This is a genomic window from Actinoplanes hulinensis, from assembly GCF_019429605.1.
GTDB classification, from domain to species: domain Bacteria; phylum Actinomycetota; class Actinomycetes; order Mycobacteriales; family Micromonosporaceae; genus Actinoplanes; species Actinoplanes campanulatus.
This window is the reverse complement of record NZ_JAHXZI010000004.1, coordinates 362,312-382,991: the sequence shown is the minus strand read 5'-3', so window position 1 is coordinate 382,991 and position 20,680 is coordinate 362,312. Positions and strand designations below refer to the sequence as shown.

The window sequence follows — 20,680 nt, the reverse complement described above, 5'->3', positions numbered from 1 at the left end:
GGAATGTGGACATCGGACGAAGATGGGGGTATGGCGGACGACCGTACCCAGAAAGCGGCCCGCCCGTCACTGAGCCGGCAGCTGCTGCCCGCGGTGCACGGGCTGCTGGCCAGACCCCTGTCGTCGTACTACCTGCTGATCAGCAGCTGCACCCTGCTGCTGCTGATCGGCCTCACCATGGTCTTCTCGGCGACCTCCGTGAAGGCGTACGCCGAAAAGGGCAACGCCTTCACGGAGATCAGCAGCCAGGCGGTGTACGCGCTGCTCGGCCTGGTCGCCTTCTGGATCTGCCAGCGGCTGCCCGCGGTCACGTTGCGGGTGCTCGGCCGGGGTCTGCTCGTCCTATCCGTGCTCCTGCTCGCCCTCCTCGCCGGGATGACCGCGCTGGCCTCGCTGGGGGTGCTGAGCCGGAACGGCGACGGCAACCCGATGCTCGGCCCGCTCGTGGCCAGGTTGAACTGGCTGTACTTCGGCCCGGTCAGCATGCAGCCGGGTGAGCTGGCGAAGCTGGGCATGGTTCTGTGGGGCGCTGACGTGATCGCCCGCAAGGGACCGCTGCTCGGTCACTGGCGGGAGCTGGCCATACCGCTGTTTCCGGTGATCGGCCTGCTCTTCGTCCTGGTCGGCTACAACGACCTGGGCACCATGCTGGTGCTGCTGGCGCTGATCGTCGGCCTGCTCTGGGCGGCCGGGGTCCGGATGCGGGTCTTCGGCGCGCTGGGTGTGCTGGGCCTGGCCGGTGTCGGCCTGCTGATCGCGGCCGCCTCCCGCGGCGCCGGGTCGGGCGCGGCGGACGCGGAGAACTACCGCTGGCGCCGGCTGACCGCCTTCATGGAGCCGCTGGAGAACTGCGACACCACCACCGAGGCCGGGCGCTGGTGCTACCAGCTCATCCAGGGCCGGTCGGCGATCTTCGAGGGCGGCTGGTTCGGGGTCGGCCTGGGCAAGAGCGCGCTCAAGTGGGGCTACGTCCCGGAGGCCGGCAACGACTTCATCTTCGCGATCGTCGCCGAGGAGCTGGGCGTCGTCGGCTGCGGCGTGGTGCTGGTGCTGCTGTCGGTGCTGGCGTACACCGGCTTCCGGATCGCCCGCCGGGTGACCGACCCGTTCCGCCGCCTCGCGGCCACCGCGATCACCAGCTGGCTGGTCGCCCAGGCCGTGATCAACATGGGCGGCGTGGTGAAGTTGCTGCCCATCACCGGCCTTCCGCTACCGTTCATCTCCGCAGGTGGCAGTGCCCTGATCGTCACCATGGCGGCGATCGGCATGCTGGCGTCCTTCGCCCGTGCGGAACCGGACGCGTCCCGTGCCCTGAACGCCCGTCCGACGCCGCGATGGGTGCGGCTAGTCTGGGCCCCGCTGCCGCCGCTCCCCCCGCCGCGGCGGCCGGGACAGCAGCGCCCGCCTGCCCAGAAGAAGGCCGGCAGGGCACCCGAAACCTCGGGGGGCGGAAGGAGACGGTGATGGGTTCGCTGCGGTCGGTCGTTCTCGCCGGAGGAGGCACCGGTGGGCACATCTATCCGCTGCTCGCCTTCGCCGATGCTCTGCGGCGCCACTTCCCCCAGATCCGGATCACCACGCTGGGCAGCCCCAAGGGCATGGAGAACCAGCTGATCCCGGCCGCCGGCTACGATCTGCGGTCCATCCCGGCGTTCCAACTGCCCCGGTCGCTCAACCTCGACCTGCTGCGCACCCCGGACCGGATGTACCGGTCCGCCCACGCGGCCGGCGAGATCATCGACGAGGTGGAGGCCGAGGTGGTGGTCGGCTTCGGGGGTTACGTGTCGGTGCCCGCCTACCTGGCCGCCTGGCGCCGGGAGCTGCCCATCGTGATCCACGAGGTGAACGTGCCGCCGGGCGTGGCCAACCGGATGGGCATGAAGTTCACCAAGCGCGTCGCCGTCGGGTTCCCGCACCAGCTGGAGCAGGCCGAGGCGCTGCGCAACGCCCGGCTGGTCGGCGTGCCGCTGCGCACCGGGATCACCCACATGGACCGGCCGGCGCTGCGCCCCCAGGCCCTGTACCACTTCGGACTGCGGCCGGACCTGCCGGTGCTCTTCGTCTCCGGCGGCTCCTCCGGCGCCCGTACGATCAACCTGGCCGTCGCCGCCGCGGCCAAGCGCCTGGCCCACGCCGGCATCCAGGTGCTGCACGTGCAGGGCGGGCGCAACGACCCGTTCGAGGTGCCGAACGACCTGCCCGTGCCCTATGTCGTCGTGCCCTACCTGTCGGACATGCAGCTCGGCTACGCTGCCGCCGACCTGATGCTCTGCCGGGGAGGTGCGATCACGGTGGCCGAGACCACCGCGCTCGGCATGCCGGCGATCTATGTGCCGTACCCGTTCAGCAACCAGGAGCAGCGCCGCAACGCGCTTCCGGTGGTGGAGGCGGGCGGTGGCCTGCTGGTGGACAACAGCGAGCTGACGCCGGACTGGATCGAGCGCAACATCATCCCGCTGGCGCGGGACCGGCAGCGGCTGGCCCAGATGGGCACGGCGGCGGCGGGTTACGGCCGGCGTGACGGTGACGAGCAGCTCCTGCGCTTCGTTCTCGAAGCGGTGAGCTGATGCTGCGGATTGAGGGAGTGGAACTGTGAACACGGCGGAGCTGACGCCGGCCGGTGAGATGACCGCCGAGGACCTGGGCAGTGTGCACCTGATCGGGATCGGCGGGGTCGGCATGGCCGGCCTGGCCCGGCTCCTGTTGACGCGGGGCGTACCGGTCTCCGGCAGTGAGCTGCGGGAGTGGCCGGCCCTGGCCGCCCTGCGGGCGCTCGGCGGCACGGTGCACATGGCACACGAGGCGTCCAACCTGGACGGCGTGGACACCGTGGTCTACTCGACCGCGATCCCGCAGGACCACGTGGAGATGGTCGAGGCGCGCCGCCGCGGGCTGCGCGTGCTGCACCGCTCCGAGGCGCTGGCCGCGACGATGACCAACCGGCAGACCATCGCGGTGGCGGGCACCCACGGCAAGACCACCACGACGTCGATCATGACGGTGATCCTGCAGCACGCCGGGCACGACCCGTCGTTCGTGATCGGCGGCGAGATGTCGGCCGCCGGGTCGAACGGGCACCACGGCACCGGGCCGCACTTCGTGGCCGAGGCGGACGAGCACGACCGCTCGTTCCTCATCTACCGGCCGCATGTCGCGATCATCACCAACATCGAGGGCGACCACCTCAACAACTGGGGTGACCTGGAGACGCTGAAGGCCGGGTTCCTCGAGTTCGGCTCGCTGGCCGACGGGTTCGTGGTGACCTGCGCCGACGGGCCGGGCACCGAGGAGCTGATCGCCGGGCTGCGGGCGGCCGGGAAGACCGTCTACACGTACGGCGAGTCGGCGGGCGCGGACCTGCGGATCTTCGACGTCGTCTCGTCGGTGAGCGGGGTCCGCTACCGGGCCGAGCTGAACGGTGCGCCGCTCGGCGAGTTCAAGCTGGCGCTGCCCGGCACGCACATGGGCCTGAACAGCGCGGCCACCGTGCTCACCGCCCTGAAGCTGGGCCTGCCGCTGGAGAAGGTGGCCGAGGCGCTGGAGTCGTTCCCGGGGGTCCGGCGGCGCTTCGAGCGCAAGGGCATCGCGGCGGGCGTGCGGGTGTACGACGAGTACGCGTACCACCCGACCTCGGTGAAGGCCGCGCTCCGGACGCTGCGGGAGGTGGCCGGGGACGGCCGGCTGCTCGTGGTGTTCCAGCCGTACCGGGTGTACCGGACCCGGGACCTGGAGGCCGAGCTGGCCGACGGGCTCCAGGTGGCCGACGAGGTGATCTGCATGGAGGTGTTCGGTCCGGGCGAGACCCGCGGCCCGGGCGAGGGCGGCCGGGCGCTGACCGCGGCGATCGACCTGCCCGACGAGCACAAGGTCTTCGTGCCGGACTGGCAGGACGTGCCGGCCGAGGTGGTCCGGCGCAGCCGTCCGGGCGACGTGGTGGTGACCATGGGCGCGCCGCCGATCTCGCTGATGGGCGACGAGCTGCTGGCCGCGCTCGCCGAGGCGGACCAGCAGCCGGACCTGGCCCGGTAGTTCCGGTGGCGGGCGGGGGCACGCGCAACTGGCGGCTGGTCCGGGCGGACACCGACGCGGTGCCGCCGTCGGCCCGGCGGTTCATGGCCCGCGCCAGGGAGCGGCGCCTGCGTGCCGCCATGCCCTGGCTGACCGGGGCCGGCGTCCTGCTGCTGGCCGGTGGCCTGGCCTGGGTGGTCTACGGCACCTCGCTGTTCGGGGTGCGGGAGGTCCGGGTGGTGGGCGCCCAGGTGCTCACCGCCGACCAGGTACGGGCCGCCGCCGCGGTCGAGCCGGACCGCCCGCTGGCCCGGGTCGACCTGGACGCGGTGGCCGCCGCGGTGCGCGGTCTGCCTCCGGTGGACCGGGTGCTGGTGACCCGCAGCTGGCCGTCGACCGTGGAGATTCAGCTGGTGGAGCGCAGCCCGCTGGCCGCGGTGCCGGCCGGGGAGCAGTTCCTGCTGATCGACGACGAGGGTGTGCCGTTCCGTGCGGTCGCCACGCCGAAGGGCCTGCCACTGGCCCGGGTGGCGACACCCGGCCGCAACGACGAGAACACCGGCTCGGCGCTGACCGTGCTGGCCGCGCTCAGTGACGAACTGCGCGAGCAACTGGTGGCGATCTCGGTGGCCTCGCCGGTGCAGATCCGCCTGGAACTGCGCAAGGGCCGGGTGGTCATCTGGGGTGACGACACCGCCAGCAAGCAGAAGAGCATCGTGGCCACCGCGCTGCTGCGGGAGAAGGGCGACGAGATCGACGTGAGCGCCCCGTCGGTGGTCACCATTCGCTAGTCATGCCGCTAAACGGACAAAACATCACGAACGCAATAAATAGTTCAAGGTTACGGGTCAGTCGGATACTCACCACGTAAGCGGACGCGACACGCCGCTCCGGGTCTTTGGTTGAGGCCGCATGTCCGCATACGTTGCCCCGAGAGGTTCGAATGGTTGACATAACTGTGAACCTCTAGTAGAGGGTGAGGGTTTCCTCGCCCTCCCTTGTACGGCAGCGGATGTCGAAGTGCGGTTCCCGGGACCGCAGGGGCCGTCGACGTCCGCCAACCCTGGAAGGGATGGCTGAGCCCGATGACACCTCCACACAACTACCTTGCGGTCATCAAGGTCGTCGGCATCGGCGGCGGCGGCGTGAACGCTGTGAACCGCATGATCGAGGTTGGGCTCAAGGGCGTCGAGTTCATCGCCATCAACACGGACGCACAGGCCCTGTTGATGAGCGACGCCGACGTCAAGCTCGACGTCGGCCGGGAACTGACCCGTGGCCTGGGCGCCGGCGCCCAGCCCGAGGTCGGCAAGAACGCCGCCGAGGACCACCGGGACGAGATCGAAGAGGTGCTCAAGGGCGCCGACATGGTCTTCGTCACCTGTGGCGAGGGCGGCGGCACCGGAACCGGTGGCGCGCCCGTGGTCGCCAACATCGCCCGCAAGCTGGGCGCTCTCACCATCGGCGTGGTGACCCGCCCGTTCAACTTCGAGGGCAAGCGCCGCCAGGTGCAGGCCGAGGCCGGCATCGACGAGCTGCGCAACCAGTGCGACACCCTGATCGTGATCCCGAACGACCGGCTGCTCGCCCTGGGCGACCGCGGGATCAGCATGATGGACGCGTTCCGTCAGGCCGACCAGGTGCTGCTCTCCGGTGTGCAGGGCATCACCGACCTGATCACCACGCCCGGTCTGATCAACCTGGACTTCGCCGACGTCAAGAGCGTGATGAGCAACGCCGGCAGCGCGCTCATGGGCATCGGCAGCGCGCGCGGCGACAACCGCGCGGTCGAGGCGGCCGAGAAGGCGATCTCCAGCCCGCTGCTGGAGCAGAGCATGGACGGTGCCCGCGGCGTGCTGCTCTCCATCGCCGGTGGTTCCGACCTGGGGCTCTTCGAGATCAACGACGCGGCCCAGCTGGTCACCGACGCGGCCCACCCGGACGCGAACATCATCTTCGGCGCGGTCATCGACGACGCTCTCGGCGACGAGGTGCGGGTCACCGTGATCGCGGCCGGTTTCGACGCGGGCTCGCCCTCCTACAAGCCGGCCGAGCCGATGCGCAAGGTGCCGGCCCCGACCACCGGGGGAGCCTCGCTGCCGCCGGTCCCGCCGCCGGTCGCCCCGCCGCCGGCGAGCACCCCGCCGCCGCGCAGCCGGGTGCTCTTCGACGACGTGGACGTGCCGGACTTCCTCAAGAACGGCTCCTGAGGCACGCCCTCTCCCGTACCTCCAAGAAGGTTGAACCTTGACCGACCCCGGACGGCGCGCTGAGCTCGCCGCCTCTCTCGAACAGGTGCGGGAGCGCATCGCGCGTGCCTGCGTGGCGGCCGGAAGGCCGCCCGGGGCGGTCACGCTGACCGCGGTGACCAAGACCTACCCGGCGAGCGACGTCCTGTTGCTCGCCGGGCTGGGTGTCACCGACATGGCGGAGAACCGGGACCAGGAGGCGGCCGCCAAGGCGGCCGAGGTGCATGCCGCCGGTGTGCGCCCGCGCTGGCACTTCGTCGGCCAGTTGCAGCGCAACAAGGTCAGATCGGTGATCCGGTACGCGGACGTGATCGAGTCGGTCGATTCGCTCCGCCTCGCCGGCGCGCTGGCGAAGGCCGCCGTGGGACGGGAGGTCCCGCTGGAGGTGCTCGTCCAGGTGAGCCTGGACGCCGACCCGGCGCGCGGGGGCGTGACCGAAGACGATCTCTGGCGGGTATCCGACGCGGTGGCCTCCTCGGAGGACCTGCGGCTCGGCGGCGTGATGGCCGTCGCGCCGCTCGGTGAGGACCCCGGCGCGGCCTTCGCCCGGCTGGCCGTCATCGCAGGCCGGATGGCCTCCGAACATCCCGGCGCGACGACCGTCTCGGCGGGGATGAGCGGCGATCTGGAGGCCGCCGTCCGGCACGGGGCGACACACGTACGGATCGGTACATCTTTACTCGGGATGCGAAACTCGCTGCGGTAGCCTTGCCGCGGGCAGCAAACTACACAGGTGTTGTTTTACGCGACCTGTCGCGGGTCATGATCCACACCGCGGCCGGTGCGTCCGACGACGCGGCGTCGCAACGGGTCGTGGGTCCGAATCGGACCTGGTTTCCGGCTCGTGAGGGGGGACGCGGCACGCCAGGGGGCGCGGGCCGCAACAGCGGACGGAGGTGGGGGCCATGGGTTCTCGGCAGGAAGAGGGGGCTCAGGCATGAGCGGAGGCGCGTTTCGCAAGGCGGGCGTGTGGCTCGGCCTCGTCGAGGAGGACGACGACCGCGGTTACGAGGACCGTAACTACCGGGAGAGCTCCTACCGTTCGCGCGAGCGTGAGCGCGAGCGCCCCGACCGTTACTCCAGCGACCGCTACTCCGACGAGTTCGCTGAGGACGAGGACGAGGAGGAGCGCGCCGTTCCGCGGGCCCGTTCCGACCGCCGCTCGTCCCGCGGTGACCTCGACCGGCCGTCCCGCAGCGACCTGGACCGTTCGTCCCGCGCCGATCTGGACCGTTCGTCCCGCGCCGATCTGGACCGCTCGTCCCGCGGTGACCTGGACCGTTCGTCGCGCGCCGACCTGGACCGGGAGGAGAGCGAGCGCCTCGATCGGGCGAGCGTCCGCTCCATCACCCGGCCGTCGGTCGCGCCCGAGCCGTCCGGAGCCCTGACCTACTCCACGCGGGACAACCTGGCACTCAAGCCGCAGCCCGCGCATCCGGAGCCGGTCCGCCAGCGCCAGGTCGAGGAGGAGCAGCGGTACCAGATCACCACGCTGCATCCGACCACGTACCGGGAGGCGCGGACCATCGGCGAGCACTTCCGCGACGGCGTCCCGGTCATCATCAATCTGACCGAGATGGATGAGTCGGACGCTCGCCGGCTGGTCGACTTCGCCGCCGGGCTCGCCTTCGGCCTGAGGGGTACGATCGAGCGCGTGACCAACCGGGTCTTCCTGCTCTCTCCAGCGAATGTGCAGGTCACCGCGGAGGACAAGGCGAAGATCGCTGAGGGTGGCTTCTTCACCTCGAGCTGATCGACCCGGAATTGATTGACCCGAACGAGGGATCCGCCTGACGTGCTGTCGATCGTGTTCCAGATCCTCTACATATTGCTGTATCTCTTCTTCATGGTGCTGTTGGCCAGGTTTGTGCTGAGTGCGGTGCTCCAGTACGGACGGCGCTGGCAACCGAGCCGGGGCGCCTCGGCCGCACTCGAAGCCGTGTGGAGCGTCACGGATCCGCCCCTCAACGCGTTGAGGCGTGTGATCCCACCGCTGCGCATTGGTAACGTGAGTTTGGACCTGGCTTCCATCGTGCTGCTGGTTATCCTGTTCGTGCTCATGGACTTCGTATTGGCAAGACTGATCGTGCAGTACAGCTAGACAGCAGCCCCAACCGCGGCCGCGACTGACCCGAGGAGTTTCGATGCCGCTGACCCCGGCCGACGTTCATAACGTCGCCTTCAAGAAGCCCCCGATCGGCAAGCGGGGGTATGACGAGGAGGAGGTCGACGCCTTCCTGGACGAGGTGGAGCGCGAGCTCGCCCGTCTGATCGAGGAGAACGCAGAGCTTCGTGCCCAGGTCGAGCGTGGTGGCCGGGGCGGCGCTCCCGCCGGTCCCGCGGCTGACCCCCGTTTGGCGGCCGAGCTCAACGAGCTGAAGGCGCAGCTGGACCGTGTCCAGCGTGACAAGACCGCGGCGGAGCAGGCCGCCCGGCAGATGCAGGCCGAGCTGGAGCAGGTCCGTGCGCAGGGACCGGGCGCCGGTGCCGGCGCCAGCGCCGCGGACGGCGAGCAGCAGGCCCTGCGCGTGCTGATGATGGCCCAGCGCACCGCCGACGACCACGTGGCCGACGCCCGCCGCGAGGCTGACAAGCTTCTCTCCGACGCCCGCTCCAAGGCGGAGGAGGTCACCCGCGAGGCCCGGGCCAAGGCCGATGCCCTCGAGCGCGACGCTCGCCAGCGCCACCAGGAGGCCATGGGCGGCCTGGACGCGAAGCGGACCGCGCTGCAGAAGCACATCGAGGAGCTCAAGCAGTTCGAGCGGGAGTACCGCACCCGTCTCAAGGCCTACCTGGAGAGCCAGCTCCGCGACCTGGACGGCCGCGGTCAGGGCCTCGAGGCCGAGCTGACCCGCGCCGACTCCAACCGGGCCGTGGGCGGTTCGGGCGGTCTCGCCGCGGCCGGTCTCGCCGGATCGTACGGCGGCAGCCGGACCAACTCCATCGAATCGGGTCGCTGACACAGCCCCCCGCACCGCGACGAGGATGAGCCATGATCGTTGCTAGTCTCCTGCTCATCCCCGTCGCGGTTCTGTTTCTCGCGCTAGGGCTGGTCAACGGCTCGAGCAGCCTTCTCATAGCCTCGATCGTGGTCAGCCTGCTGGCCGCGGTCGCTCTCGTCATCGGGACCCGGCAGGCCGCCACGCGGCGAGCGGCCGAGGGCGCCTTCGAGGTGCCGCCGCGCCCCGCTCGCCGAGATCCCGAGTTCGACGAACCGGTGTCGCCGGCTCCCGCCGCCACCAACGCTAGCGATTCTGCCCCCGAGCCGGTGGCCGCCGCAGGCGAATCCCGCAGCTATGACGAGCCCGATCCGGCCGATGTGGACGAGGTATGGGCGGCCGGAGACACTCATCCGGGCGACGTCGGGGAGCCCGCCGGGCCTGCTCGCGCAGACTATGCCGATTCTGACTCCGCGGCGGATTCCACCCCGGATTCGGCGGACGTCCCACCGCTCGCCGGGGAGTCCGACGAGCAGGCGTGGCGCCCGGCCCCCGCCGGGGCCGCCGTGGAGCAGCCGGACGAGTTCGACGAACCGGACGCCGACGACCCCGACGACGAGCCGCTGCCCCAGTCGGTGCGGCCGGCCGACGCGGTGCTGGTCGCGCGGTTCGACACCGAGGTGCTCGTGGTGGACGGCCGGCCCCGCTACCACATGGCGGACTGCCCGCACCTTGTCGGCCGGCTGACCGAGTCGCTGCCGGTGAACGAGGCGGTCGAGCTCGGCTTCAGCCCGTGCGGCCTGTGCCGGCCGGTGGACCGGCTGGTGGCCGCCGTGGCCCACCAGCGTTGAGGGGCCCGGCGGGCGTCTCGGTGCCGGTGCGGGTTCGTCCCGGCGCCGGCCGGACCCGGGTGGGCGGCCGCTACGAGGGCCCGCACGGTCCAGCCCTGATCATCGCGGTGGGTGCGCCCGCGGTGGACGGCAAGGCCACCGAGGCGGTGCGCCGGGCGCTCGCGGCCGCACTGGGCGTCCGTGCCGCCGAGGTGTCCCTGCGGCTCGGGGCGACCAGCCGGGACAAGGTCTTCACCGTGGCGGCGCCGCCGGAGGAGTGGGAGGGGCGGCTCGCCGACCTGCGCGACGACAACGGGTGATCTTTCCATCACGATGGGTGTATCGTCGGTTATCCGACGCCTCTGTGCGCGCTTCGTGGCCGTTTGTCGTTTCCGCGGTTCGCGCCGGGTTGTCGGGATACTTCACGTTCCGTATCCTTGCCAACCTCACCGAGTGCGCGGCCGCCCCTTTCAGCCGCGCCGTTTGTGCAGGTGGGGCAAGATCTACCGCGGTCGTCGCGGTGGCACGGGGACCAGACAAGGGGACGGACGGCACGGCCCGGCGGGCCGGCGCCGCCGGAGTTCCGCAGACCGCTGACCGCCGCGCCACGCGCGCGGCCGAGGGAGCGACGATGGCCAAGGCAACCGACATCCGGCCCGGTTCGACCGGTACGTCCGCCGCTGAGCGCAACCGCAGTGCCGCCGAGACCGAGGAGATCCGGACGGCGCTGGTCGCGCGGCGTGACGAACTGCAGGCCGAGTACGATCAGTCGCTCAGTGAGATCACCGAGTTGCAGCGCGAGCGGCTCGCCGACTCGGCCGGGGACGACCAGGCCGACACCGGCACCAAGACGTTCGAGCGGGAGCAGGAGATCACGCTGGCCAACAACCTGCTCGAGCGGATCACACAGGTCGAACGTGCGATCGATCGGCTCGGGTCGGGCAATTACGGTTGGTGTGAGCGGTGCGGCACCCAGATTCCGGTCGAGCGGCTGGCTGCGTTCCCCTCCGCCACCCTCTGTGTCTCGTGCAAGCAGTTGGAGGAACGACGCTGAACGCCGACGAACAGGCCGCGCCGGGGTTCGCACCCCGCGCGGTCGCTGTCCTGGCCGTCACCACGGCGGTCGCCGTGGCGGTCGACCAGTGGGTCAAGCACCTCTCCACCGAGAACCTGGATCCCCGCGAGCCGGTTCGCCTCCTCGGTGGCCTGATCTACCTGTCGCTGCTGCGCAACAGCGGAGCGGCGTTCAGTTTCGGCAGCGGTCACACATGGATCTTCCCGCTCATCACCCTGGTCGTCGTCGGGGTGATCGTGTGGCTCGCCACGAAGCTGCGCTCGGTGCCGTGGGCGCTGGCGCTCGGTCTGGTGCTGGGCGGCGCACTGGGCAACCTGACCGACCGCCTGTTCCGTGCGCCCGGCCCGTTCCAGGGCCACGTGGTCGACATGATCAGCGTCTTCGCGCCGTACGGGGAGAGGTTCGCGGTCTTCAACATCGCCGACAGCTGTCTCACCGTCGGGGTCTGCCTCGCCGTGCTGCTGGAACTGACCGGCCGCCAGCGCGACGGCACCCGGATCACCAAGGAGAAACCGGTGACCGGCACCCAGACGGAGGAGAAGGCGTGAGCGGGCAGCGTTCTCTGCCGGTCCCGGACGGGCTCCACGGGATGCGGCTGGACCAGGCCGTCTCCCGGCTCTTCGGGCTCTCCCGCACGGCCGCGGCCACCCTCGTGGAGGCCGGTGACGCGCTGGTCGACGGCGTTCCCCGGCTCAAGTCGGAGAAGGTGGTCGCCGGCTCCTGGCTGGAGGTGACCCTGCCGTCACCGGTGGCCGCGCCCGCCGTGGTCGCCGAGCCGGTGCACGGCCTCGGCATCATCTACAGCGACGACGACATCGTGGTGGTGGACAAGCCGGTCGGCGTGGCCGCCCACCCGAGTCCCGGCTGGACCGGCCCGACCGTGGTCAGTGGCCTGGCCGCGATGGGGCAGAACGTCGCGACCAGCGGGGCCGCCGAGCGGCAGGGCATCGTGCACCGGCTCGACGTGGGCACCACCGGCCTCATGGTGGTGGCCAAGAGCGAGATGGCGTACAGCGTCCTGAAGCGCGCCTTCAAGGAGCGCGAGGTGGAGAAGCGGTACCACGCGGTGGTCCAGGGGCACCTGGACCCGCTGCGGGGCACCATCGACGCCCCGATCGACCGGCACCCGACGGCCGACTACAGGTTCGCCGTCATGTCCGGCGGCAAGCCGAGCGTCACCCACTACGACACGGTCGAGGCGTTCCGCTCGGCCAGCCTGGTGGACGTGCGCCTGGAGACCGGGCGGACGCACCAGATCCGGGTGCACTTCTCGGCGATGCGGCACCCGTGTGTGGGCGACCTGACGTACGGGGCCGATCCGACCCTGGCGGCCCGCCTCGAACTGGACCGGCAGTGGCTGCACGCACGGGAGCTGGCGTTCGCGCACCCCCGTACGCACGATGAGGTCCGCTTCGTCAGCGACTACCCTGCTGACCTGAAACACGCGCTGGACGTCCTCCAGGACGCCGGCTGACCGTCGGGAGCATCACCGTGGGCCGCGCGCACCGCATGCGGGCAGTCCTCGTCGGGTTCGGGGGCGCCTCGCTCCGGTTGCAGATCATGACCGGAGCGGCGCTGGCGGCTACCGTCGCGCTGGTGCTCGCGGTGTTCTGGGCCGACCGGGAGCCGCCGGCCGGCACCGAGCCCGGCGAGGTGCTCCGCGTGGGGGTGGTCGAGGGCCAGTCGGTGGGCGGCTACCTGACGGCGTCCCGGGACGAGCTGGCGCGGCTCACCGACCCGTCCGCCCCGGCCGCCGGGGACACCTGGGCGCTGGTGGCCTTCCGGCGCTACGCGGCGCCCGGCGGGCTGCCCGATCTGCTGTCCGGGGCGCAGGTGGCGCAGGTGTACACGCGGGTGCCGCTGACCGGCTCGCGGACCGCGGTGAACCGGATCCCGGTCTACCGGCTGCCGGACGACGTGACCGCCGGGATGATCTCGGCGGCCGTCTCCCGGGAACGCGAGCGCGCCGACTATCAACGGCTCGGCCGGGCGCTGACCGGCGACGGGCGCACCGAGACGCGGTTGCGGGCGGCCTACGAGAGCGCCGCCCGGATCGCCGCCGAGGAGGCCGCCGCGTACCGGGCCGGGTGTGCGTGCGTCTTCGCGGCGGTGGTGCGCGGCACCCCGGCCGCGCTCGACGGGATCGCGGACCGGCCCGGGGTACGGGTGGTGGATCCGGCTCCCGAGGTGCGCCGGCTGGACCGTACCGAGTTCCGGCCGCTGCGGCCCGAGGAGCTGGAGGCGGCGCCGGCGGATCCGTCGCCGTCGGCCGTGCCATCCGGGAATTCCGGCGTTGCCCCCGATGCCATCGGACCGTTACCGTCGTCGATCGGGGTCCATGTGACATCCCCCTCACCGCAAAGTTCAGGCCGTACGCCGTCCGCGGCCGTACTGCCTACCAAGGATCCTGTTGCCGTACCCTCGGCGTCGGACGCGAGTCCTGCTCATGACGGTCCGGATGCGTCATCGGGAGCATCCACCGGCGATTCCGGCCGTTAGGTTTTCCGTCCGCGAAACGTTCGGGTGGACGCACGTGCACGACCGGGGTTCCGTCATGTGATCAAGAACGACCGGGGGATGGGCACTCGGCCGGTGGCCCGAATAGGGTTCTCCTCCGTAGCCTGTCAGGGGCGAGACCATCGCCGTGAATGATCGGGTAGGCGCAGAAAGGACGAGCCGTGGACGGGACCGAGACCGGCTGGGGCCGGCCTGCGGAACCAGCCCCGCGCTGGCGGGCGCTGCTCGACCGGGCTCGGCATGGTGGCCGCGGCGAGGAGTCGGAGGAGACTCCGCAGCAGCCGGAGACACCCCCGCAGCAGCAGTGGAACCAGCAGCAGCAGCCGAGTCGTGGCTCGGCCGCGGTCGAACGCCGGCCGTTCAACCCGCTGGACCCGCGGCAGGCCGCGCTCGACGGCCGGCAGCAGGGGCAGCCGCAGCCGGGCGGTTTCGAGCGCCGTGCACCGGAACCGCCGGCCGAGCGCGCCGTTCCGCAGCGGCCCATCAACCCGCTCGACCCGCGCTGGCAGCGTGGCCGCGAGCCGGAACAGCAGCACAGCTTCTTCGAGCCGGCGCCGCGCACCCCGCAGCAGCAGCCGGCCCAGCCGCCGGCTCAGCCGCCCGCGCGGGAGTACGGCGCGCCCACCGGCTACCCCCAGCAGAACAACGGCTACCCGCCGCCCGGTAACGGCTACCAGCCGCCGCCGGCGAACGGCTACGCCCCGCCCGCCGGTGCGTACGGGGCGCAGGCCGCCGCGTACCCCCAGGCCCCGGTCGCGCCGCCGCCCGTACCCCCGCAGACGTCCCCGCCGCAGGCGCCGGTCCGGCAGCCTGCCGCTCAGCCCGCGCCGGTCCGGCAGCCTGCCGCTCAGCCCGCGCCGGTCTCGCCGGCGCCCGCCGCCGCCCGGATCGAGTGGCGGCAGAGCCGCACCGAGGACGGCATGGACCGCGCCGTCTCGATCATGCGGCGCAAGCTGGGCAAACCCCGGGTGCTGGCGTTCGCCAACCCGAAGGGCGGGGTGCACAAGACCACCGCGACCGTGCTCGCCGCGGCCACCATCGGCAGCGTCCGCGGCCGTGGCGTGCTCGCCTGGGACGACAACGAGCTGCGCGGCACCCTCGGCCTGCGGGCCGGCAGCGCCCGGCACGCCCGGACCATAAAACACCTCCTCGCCGACCTCATGCGGATCGAGAGCCTGCACGGCGACGTGCTGCTCCAGGAGCTCGACGCCTACCTGCGGCACGCCTCGGACGGCTCCTACGACGTGCTGGCCGGCGAGGAGAACCCGCGGTTCGCCCAGCGGCTGGACCAGGGCACCGTGCGGCGGGTGATGGACCTGCTGCGCCGTACCCACGACGTGATCTGCGTCGACACCGGCAACAACGTGGAGAGCGTCAACTGGCAGACCGTGATGCGCTCGGCCGACCAGCTGGTGATCACCACGGTGCCCCGGGAGGACGCCGCCTTCACCGCCGACTGGATGCTCGACGTGCTCGAGGAGAGCGGGATGGGCGACATGGTGTCCAACGCCGTGACGCTCATCTCCTGCCCGTCGGCCGGCCATCTGCCGCTGCTGGAGGACTTCAAGAAGCACTTCGCGACGCGTACCCGTGCGGTCGCCGTGGTGCCCTACGACCCGGCCCTGGAGGTCGGTTCCTCGATCGAGTACGGCGACCTGCAACAGGAGACCCGGCAGGCCTGGCTCCGCGCGGCGTCGACCATGCTGGAGCCCTTCGCGGAGTAGGTTTCTGTCGTACGGCGGGGCTAGGCTTCACGGCACCGTTCGGGGAAGAGGGGGTTCCGGGTGTCTGACTCGTTCGTGCACCTTCACGTGCACACAGAGTATTCAATGCTCGACGGGGCGGCCCGGATCAAGGAACTCCTCGCTGAGGCGAAGCGGCTGGGCATGCCAGCCGCGGCGATCACCGACCACGGCAACATGCACGGGGCCTACGACTTCTACAAGCAGGCCAAAGACGCCGGTGTGACGCCGGTCATCGGCGTCGAGGCCTATGTCGCGCCGGAGTCCCGGCTGGACAAGAAGCGCATCAAGTGGGGCCGTCCGGAGCAGAAATCGGACGACGTCTCCGGTAACGGTGCGTATACGCACATGACCATGTGGGCACGCAACGCGGTCGGTCTGAAGAACCTGTTCCGGCTCAACTCGCGGGGCTCCATCGAGGGCCAGCTCGGCAAGTACCCGCGGATGGACTTCGACATCATCGCGGAGCACGCCGAGGGCATCATGGGCACCACCGGCTGCCCGTCCGGCATCGTGCAGACCCGGCTGCGGCTCGGCCATTTCGACGAGGCGCTCAAGTCCGCCGCGCGCTACCAGGAGGCGCTCGGCAGGGACTACTACTTCCTCGAGATCATGGACCACGGGCTGTCGATCGAGAAGCGGGTCCGTGACGGCCTGCTGGAGATCGGCAAGAAGCTCAACATCCCGCCGCTCGTCACCAACGACTCGCACTACACCCACGAGGCGCAGGCCGCCGCGCACGACGTGCTGCTGTGCGTGCAGACCGGCAGCAACGTCGCCGACCCCAACCGGTTCCGGTTCGACGGCTCCGGCTACTTCGTGAAGTCGCCCGACCAGATGCGTGCCGTCGACTCGTCCGAGGCCTGGCAGGAGGGTTGCCGCAACACCCTGCTGGTGGCCGAGAAGGTGGACATCGACGGGATGTTCACCTTCAAGAACCTGATGCCCCGGTTCCCCATCCCCGACGGGTTCACCGAGCCGGAGTACTTCCGCCACGTCGCCTTCGAGGGCCTCCGGGCGCGGTTCCCCGGCGGCATCCCCGAGTCGCACGTCAAGCAGGCGGAGTACGAGCTCGGCGTCATCCTCGAGATGGGCTTCCCGGCGTACTTCCTCGTCGTCGCCGACTTCATCCAGTGGGCGAAGAACAACGGCATCGCGGTCGGCCCGGGCCGTGGCTCGGCGGCGGGCTCCCTGATCGCGTACGCGATGGGCATCACCGACCTCGACCCGATCCAGCACGGCCTGATCTTCGAGCGGTTCCTCAACCCCGAGCGCATCTCGATGCCCGACGTCGACATCGACTTCGACGAGCGCCGGCGCGGCGAGGTCATCCGGTATGTGACGGAGAAGTGGGGCGAGGACAAGGTCGCGCAGATCGCCACCTTCGGCACGATCAAGGCGAAGGCCGCGATCAAGGACTCGGCCCGGGTCCTGGGCTACCCGTTCGCGGTCGGCGACAAGATCACCAAGGCGATGCCGCCGGACGTCATGGGCAAGGGCATCACCCTCGGCGGCATCTTCAACAAGGACGACAAGCGGTACAACGAGGCCGGCGAGGTCCGCGGGCTCTACGAGACCGACCCGGACGTCAAGAAGGTCATCGACACCGCGCAGGGCATCGAGGGCCTGATCCGGCAGACCGGTGTGCACGCCGCCGGCGTCATCATGAGCGCCGAGCCGATCATCGACCACATCCCGCTGTCCCGCCGGGACGCCGACGGGGCGATCATCACGCAGTTCGACTACCCGACCTGCGAGACGCTCGGCCTGCTGAAGATGGACTTCCTCGGCCTGCGGAACCTGACGATCATCGACGACGCCAACAAGAACATCGAGCTCAACCACGGCCAGAAGCTCGATCTGCTGGGTCTGGAGCTGGACGACCCGAAGGCGTACGAGCTGCTCTCCCGCGGTGACACGCTGGGCGTGTTCCAGCTCGACGGTGGGCCGATGCGGTCGCTTCTGCGGCTGATGAAGCCGGACAACTTCGAGGACATCTCCGCCGTCCTGGCCCTCTACCGGCCCGGCCCGATGGGTGTCGACTCGCACACCAACTACGCGCTCCGCAAGAACAAGCTCCAGGAGATCACCCCGATCCACCCGGAGCTGGAGGAGCCGCTGCGGGAGATCCTGGAGCCCACCTACGGCCTGATCGTCTACCAGGAGCAGGTGCAGCGTGCGGCGCAGATCCTGGCCGGCTACAGCCTCGGCCAGGCCGACCTGCTCCGCCGGGCCATGGGTAAGAAGAAGAAGGAGATCCTCGACAAGGAGTTCGGTCCCTTCCGGGACGGGTGCCGCGAGCACGGCTACTCCGACGAGGCGATCCAGGCCGTGTGGGACGTCCTGGTCCCGTTCGCGGGTTACGCGTTCAACAAGGCGCACTCCGCGGCGTACGGGCTGGTCTCCTACTGGACGGCCTATCTGAAGGCGCACTACCCGGCCGAGTACATGGCCGGTCTGCTGACCAGCGTCGGCGACGACAAGGACAAGATGGCCATGTACCTGGCGGAGTGCCGCCGCATGGGCATCCAGGTGCTGCCACCGGACGTCAACCAGTCCGCCGGGCCGTTCACCCCGGTCGGCACCGACATCCGGTTCGGCCTCGGCGCGGTCCGCAACGTCGGCGCCAACGTGGTCGAGGCGATCGCCCGCTGCCGTAAGGAGAAGGGTGAGTACGGCGACTTCTACGACTTCCTGTCCAAGGTCGACGCGGTGGCCTGCAACAAGCGGACCATCGAATCCCTGATCAAGGCCGGCGCCTTCGACTCGATGGGGCACAGCCGCAAGAGCCTGCTCGCCGTGCACGCCGAGGCCATCGACGCCTACGCCGACGTCAAGCGCAACGAGGCGGCCGGGCAGTTCGACCTGTTCGGCGCGTTCGGGGACGACGCCGGTGCCGGTGGGTCGGCCGCGGTCACCATGCCCCCGATCGGCGACAGCGAGTGGGACAAGCGGGACAAGCTGGCCTTCGAGCGGGAGATGCTGGGGCTGTATGTCTCCGACCACCCGCTCGCCGGGCTCGAGGTCCTGCTCCAGAGTTCGGCGGACACCAGCATCGCGGCGCTCAACGAGGAGGGCTCGGTCCCGGACGGCCAGGTCGTCACGCTCGCCGGCATCCTCACCGGCGTCCAGCGGCGGATCACCAAGCAGGGCCGGTCGTGGGCGTCGGCCACGCTGGAGGACCTGGCCGGTGGCGTCGAGGCGCTGTTCTTCCCGAACACGTACGAGCTGGTCGGCCAGTACATCGCCGAGGACGCCATCGTGGTGGTCAAGGGCCGGATCGAACGCCGCGACGGCGCCGCCCGGATCATGGCGATGGACATGTCGATCCCCGACATCACCCACAACCCGGACACCAAGCCGGTCACCCTGACGATGCCGATCACCCGGTGTACGCCACCGCTGGTCGACGAGCTCAAGGAGATCCTGGTGAGCCACCCGGGCGACACCGAGGTGCACGTCCATCTCCAGAACGGCAGCCGGACCACGATCATGCGGCTGGGCGGGGTGCGGGTCGCGGCGACGCCGGCCCTACGCGCCGACCTCAAGATGATCCTCGGTCCGTCGGCCGTCGCCTGACAGTGTCGGCTGATCTGGAAGGATCGCAGGGTGTACCCGAGTGAACAGCCGGCCGGGCCGTCCGGACCCTCCACGCCGGAGGACGGCCCTCGGCCCGTCGCGGTCGGCGCCGGCCTGAACCAGGCCTGGCAGCAGATGTGGCGGCTGAACGAGGGCAGCCGGCGCCCGTGGCGGCGTTCGCTGGCCGTCGCGGCCGGCGCCGCCGGGACGATCGCGGTGCTCGGGGTGCTCCTCGGGCTGCTCTGGGCGTGGCTCACGCCCACCGTCCCGGTGGTCCTCACCGGCGCCGGGAAAGCGCAGGCCTACGACATGTCCGAGCGGTACGTCGCGGCCGACGGCTGGATGACCCTGCTCGGGCTGGGTTTCGGGGTGCTCGTCACGCTCGGGGCCTGGCTGATTCTGCGCCGGGACCGGGGGCCGTACCTCCTCGGTGGTGTGGTCGTCGGCACCCTGGTGGCCGGGCACTGGGTGGCGCCCTCGGTGGGCGAGCTGCTCGGGCGCGGCGCGTACGAGGAGTGGAAGGCGACCGCACAGATCGGCGCGACCTATCTCGCGCCGCCGGAGGTGCAGTCGCTCGGGCCGACCCTGATCCCGGCCTTCGTGGCGGCGATCCTGCTCACCCTGCTGGCCGGCTGGTCCAACGATCCCGACCTGGACCATCCGGGCGCCCAGCCCGGGTGGGGGCCGAACCACGCCTACGAGCCGCCCTATGTGGATCACCAGGATGCCGCGGTCGCCGAGTACGAACTGGTGACGGACGCCGAGTCGACGGCCAACGGCACGGTGCCGGGCGAACGGATCACGGATGGCGGCGAGCACCCCCACCGCGAGCCGCACCCTCCCGCCTGAATCTGACCGTGCGGCTGGCCCTGCACGGGCCATCGGGTCCGGGTGACCACCCACTCACGCCCGGCGCGCGCGGCATGGTCTGGACCACCCACCCGCCTCGCGGGTCTGGTACGGCGGGTGCGCGTAGCCCGTACCGGAGAGGGGGTTGTCAGTTGGGGCTTGCCGGCCGGGCCAGGTCGGAGAGTGGGACCGGAACGGCCCGGACCCTCGCCAGCAGGCCGGCCTCGCGGTTGAGGATGCGCAGCTCGGCGCGGAGGCGGCTCGCGGTGTCCGGCATCGCCAGGAGCATCTGGCGCTCCTCGACGGTGAGCTGGGCGGTGGCGGCGACCAGGTGGGAGAGGACGGTCGCGTCGTCGGGCACCTGCTCGAGGGTCTCGCTGTTGGGGCGCAGCAACTCCAGGTAGGCGCGGAACGCGGTGAGCACCCGGGGCGCCAGCAGCGTGGCGTTGCCGCTCGGCTCCTCCTCGTCGGGGAGCCAGCGGACGTGGGCGGTCAGATAGGGCTCGGCGCCCTGCTCGACGCTGAGGACGGTGAACCGGCGGCGGCCGACCGTCATGATGTCGAAGCGGCCGTCCGGCAGCTCGGTGACGTGGCGCAGCTCGGCGGTGCAGCCGACCTCGTAGACGTCGGTGGCGGTGACCGGCCCCTGGGGGGAGTCGCCGTCCTCGGCGACCTCACTGCCATGCCGGAGGGTGACCACGCCGAACTCGTGCGGTGTCTCCTCCGACGCGGCCACCAGCTCGCGCACCAGGGTGCGGTATCGCTCCTCGAAGATGTGCAGGGGCAGCACCAGACCGGGGAAGAGCACCGTGCTCAGCGGGAAGACCGGCAGCCGATCGCTCACGCGTTCAGCCTAGTCCCCACCCGACCATGGTCAACCCGGCGCGGCGTG

19 protein-coding genes are annotated in these 20,680 nt (G+C 70.9%); 18 read left to right on the top strand and 1 reads right to left on the bottom strand.

Features of this window, described 5'->3' with window-relative positions:
- Positions 1–30: 30 nt before the first annotated feature.
- The 18 genes from KZ829_RS10180 (at position 31) to KZ829_RS10095 (ending at position 19,788) form a co-directional block, all read left to right on the top strand.
- Entirely contained in the window at positions 31–1,464 is a 1,434-nt protein-coding gene (locus KZ829_RS10180) for an FtsW/RodA/SpoVE family cell cycle protein (protein ID WP_220143578.1), read from the top strand.
- On the top strand, positions 1,464–2,567 hold the full coding sequence (gene murG, locus KZ829_RS10175; protein WP_220143577.1) for an undecaprenyldiphospho-muramoylpentapeptide beta-N-acetylglucosaminyltransferase: 1,104 nt from the start codon (positions 1,464–1,466) through the stop codon (positions 2,565–2,567). The genes KZ829_RS10180 and murG overlap by 1 nt, the downstream gene beginning before the upstream one ends.
- Before the next feature lie 25 nt (positions 2,568–2,592).
- Positions 2,593–4,029, top strand: coding sequence for a UDP-N-acetylmuramate--L-alanine ligase (gene murC / locus KZ829_RS10170; protein ID WP_220143576.1), 1,437 nt, complete (start codon positions 2,593–2,595; stop codon positions 4,027–4,029).
- A 5-nt stretch (positions 4,030–4,034) separates the two neighbouring features.
- Complete coding sequence (locus tag KZ829_RS10165; RefSeq protein WP_308285417.1) at positions 4,035–4,799, top strand: cell division protein FtsQ/DivIB; 765 nt, start codon at positions 4,035–4,037, stop codon at positions 4,797–4,799.
- 294 nt (positions 4,800–5,093) lie between these two features.
- Positions 5,094–6,218: a cell division protein FtsZ gene (gene ftsZ, locus KZ829_RS10160; RefSeq protein ID WP_220143575.1), complete on the top strand. Its 1,125-nt coding sequence runs from the start codon at positions 5,094–5,096 to the stop codon at positions 6,216–6,218.
- Positions 6,219–6,255: 37 nt separating this feature from the next.
- Complete coding sequence (locus KZ829_RS10155; RefSeq protein ID WP_220143574.1) at positions 6,256–6,963, top strand: YggS family pyridoxal phosphate-dependent enzyme; 708 nt, start codon at positions 6,256–6,258, stop codon at positions 6,961–6,963.
- Positions 6,964–7,194: 231 nt separating this feature from the next.
- Positions 7,195–8,010: a cell division protein SepF gene (locus KZ829_RS10150; RefSeq protein ID WP_183217420.1), complete on the top strand. Its 816-nt coding sequence runs from the start codon at positions 7,195–7,197 to the stop codon at positions 8,008–8,010.
- A gap of 42 nt (positions 8,011–8,052) precedes the next feature.
- On the top strand, positions 8,053–8,358 hold the full coding sequence (locus tag KZ829_RS10145; protein WP_183217422.1) for a YggT family protein: 306 nt from the start codon (positions 8,053–8,055) through the stop codon (positions 8,356–8,358).
- 43 nt (positions 8,359–8,401) lie between these two features.
- On the top strand, positions 8,402–9,217 hold the full coding sequence (locus KZ829_RS10140; RefSeq protein WP_183217424.1) for a DivIVA domain-containing protein: 816 nt from the start codon (positions 8,402–8,404) through the stop codon (positions 9,215–9,217).
- A gap of 32 nt (positions 9,218–9,249) precedes the next feature.
- Positions 9,250–10,047, top strand: coding sequence for a hypothetical protein (locus KZ829_RS10135; RefSeq protein ID WP_220143573.1), 798 nt, complete (start codon positions 9,250–9,252; stop codon positions 10,045–10,047).
- Positions 10,044–10,346 (top strand): DUF167 domain-containing protein, encoded by a 303-nt coding sequence (locus KZ829_RS10130; protein WP_220143572.1) that lies wholly within the window; start codon positions 10,044–10,046, stop codon positions 10,344–10,346. Before KZ829_RS10135 ends, KZ829_RS10130 begins: the two co-directional genes overlap by 4 nt.
- 311 nt (positions 10,347–10,657) lie before the next feature.
- On the top strand, positions 10,658–11,080 hold the full coding sequence (locus tag KZ829_RS10125; RefSeq protein ID WP_220143667.1) for a TraR/DksA family transcriptional regulator: 423 nt from the start codon (positions 10,658–10,660) through the stop codon (positions 11,078–11,080).
- Positions 11,053–11,649: a signal peptidase II gene (gene lspA, locus KZ829_RS10120; RefSeq protein WP_220143571.1), complete on the top strand. Its 597-nt coding sequence runs from the start codon at positions 11,053–11,055 to the stop codon at positions 11,647–11,649. Before KZ829_RS10125 ends, lspA begins: the two co-directional genes overlap by 28 nt.
- A 41-nt stretch (positions 11,650–11,690) precedes the next feature.
- The gene (locus tag KZ829_RS10115) at positions 11,691–12,575 is read left to right on the top strand and encodes an RluA family pseudouridine synthase (RefSeq protein ID WP_246635408.1); all 885 of its coding nucleotides are present in this window, start codon (positions 11,691–11,693) and stop codon (positions 12,573–12,575) included.
- A gap of 17 nt (positions 12,576–12,592) precedes the next feature.
- Positions 12,593–13,600, top strand: coding sequence for a hypothetical protein (locus KZ829_RS10110; protein WP_220143569.1), 1,008 nt, complete (start codon positions 12,593–12,595; stop codon positions 13,598–13,600).
- Between the two features lie 179 nt (positions 13,601–13,779).
- Entirely contained in the window at positions 13,780–15,342 is a 1,563-nt protein-coding gene (locus tag KZ829_RS10105; RefSeq protein WP_220143568.1) for a MinD/ParA family ATP-binding protein, read from the top strand.
- Between the two features lie 60 nt (positions 15,343–15,402).
- On the top strand, positions 15,403–18,939 hold the full coding sequence (dnaE, locus tag KZ829_RS10100) for a DNA polymerase III subunit alpha (protein WP_220143567.1): 3,537 nt from the start codon (positions 15,403–15,405) through the stop codon (positions 18,937–18,939).
- A gap of 30 nt (positions 18,940–18,969) precedes the next feature.
- A complete protein-coding gene (locus KZ829_RS10095; RefSeq protein WP_220143566.1) occupies positions 18,970–19,788 on the top strand; it encodes a DUF2567 domain-containing protein in 819 nt (272 codons plus the stop codon).
- Between the two features lie 148 nt (positions 19,789–19,936).
- Here the strand turns inward: KZ829_RS10095 and KZ829_RS10090 are convergent, their stop codons facing one another.
- The gene (locus KZ829_RS10090) at positions 19,937–20,632 is read right to left on the bottom strand and encodes an LON peptidase substrate-binding domain-containing protein (RefSeq protein ID WP_220143565.1); all 696 of its coding nucleotides are present in this window, start codon (positions 20,630–20,632) and stop codon (positions 19,937–19,939) included.
- Between the last annotated feature and the right edge of the window lie 48 nt (positions 20,633–20,680).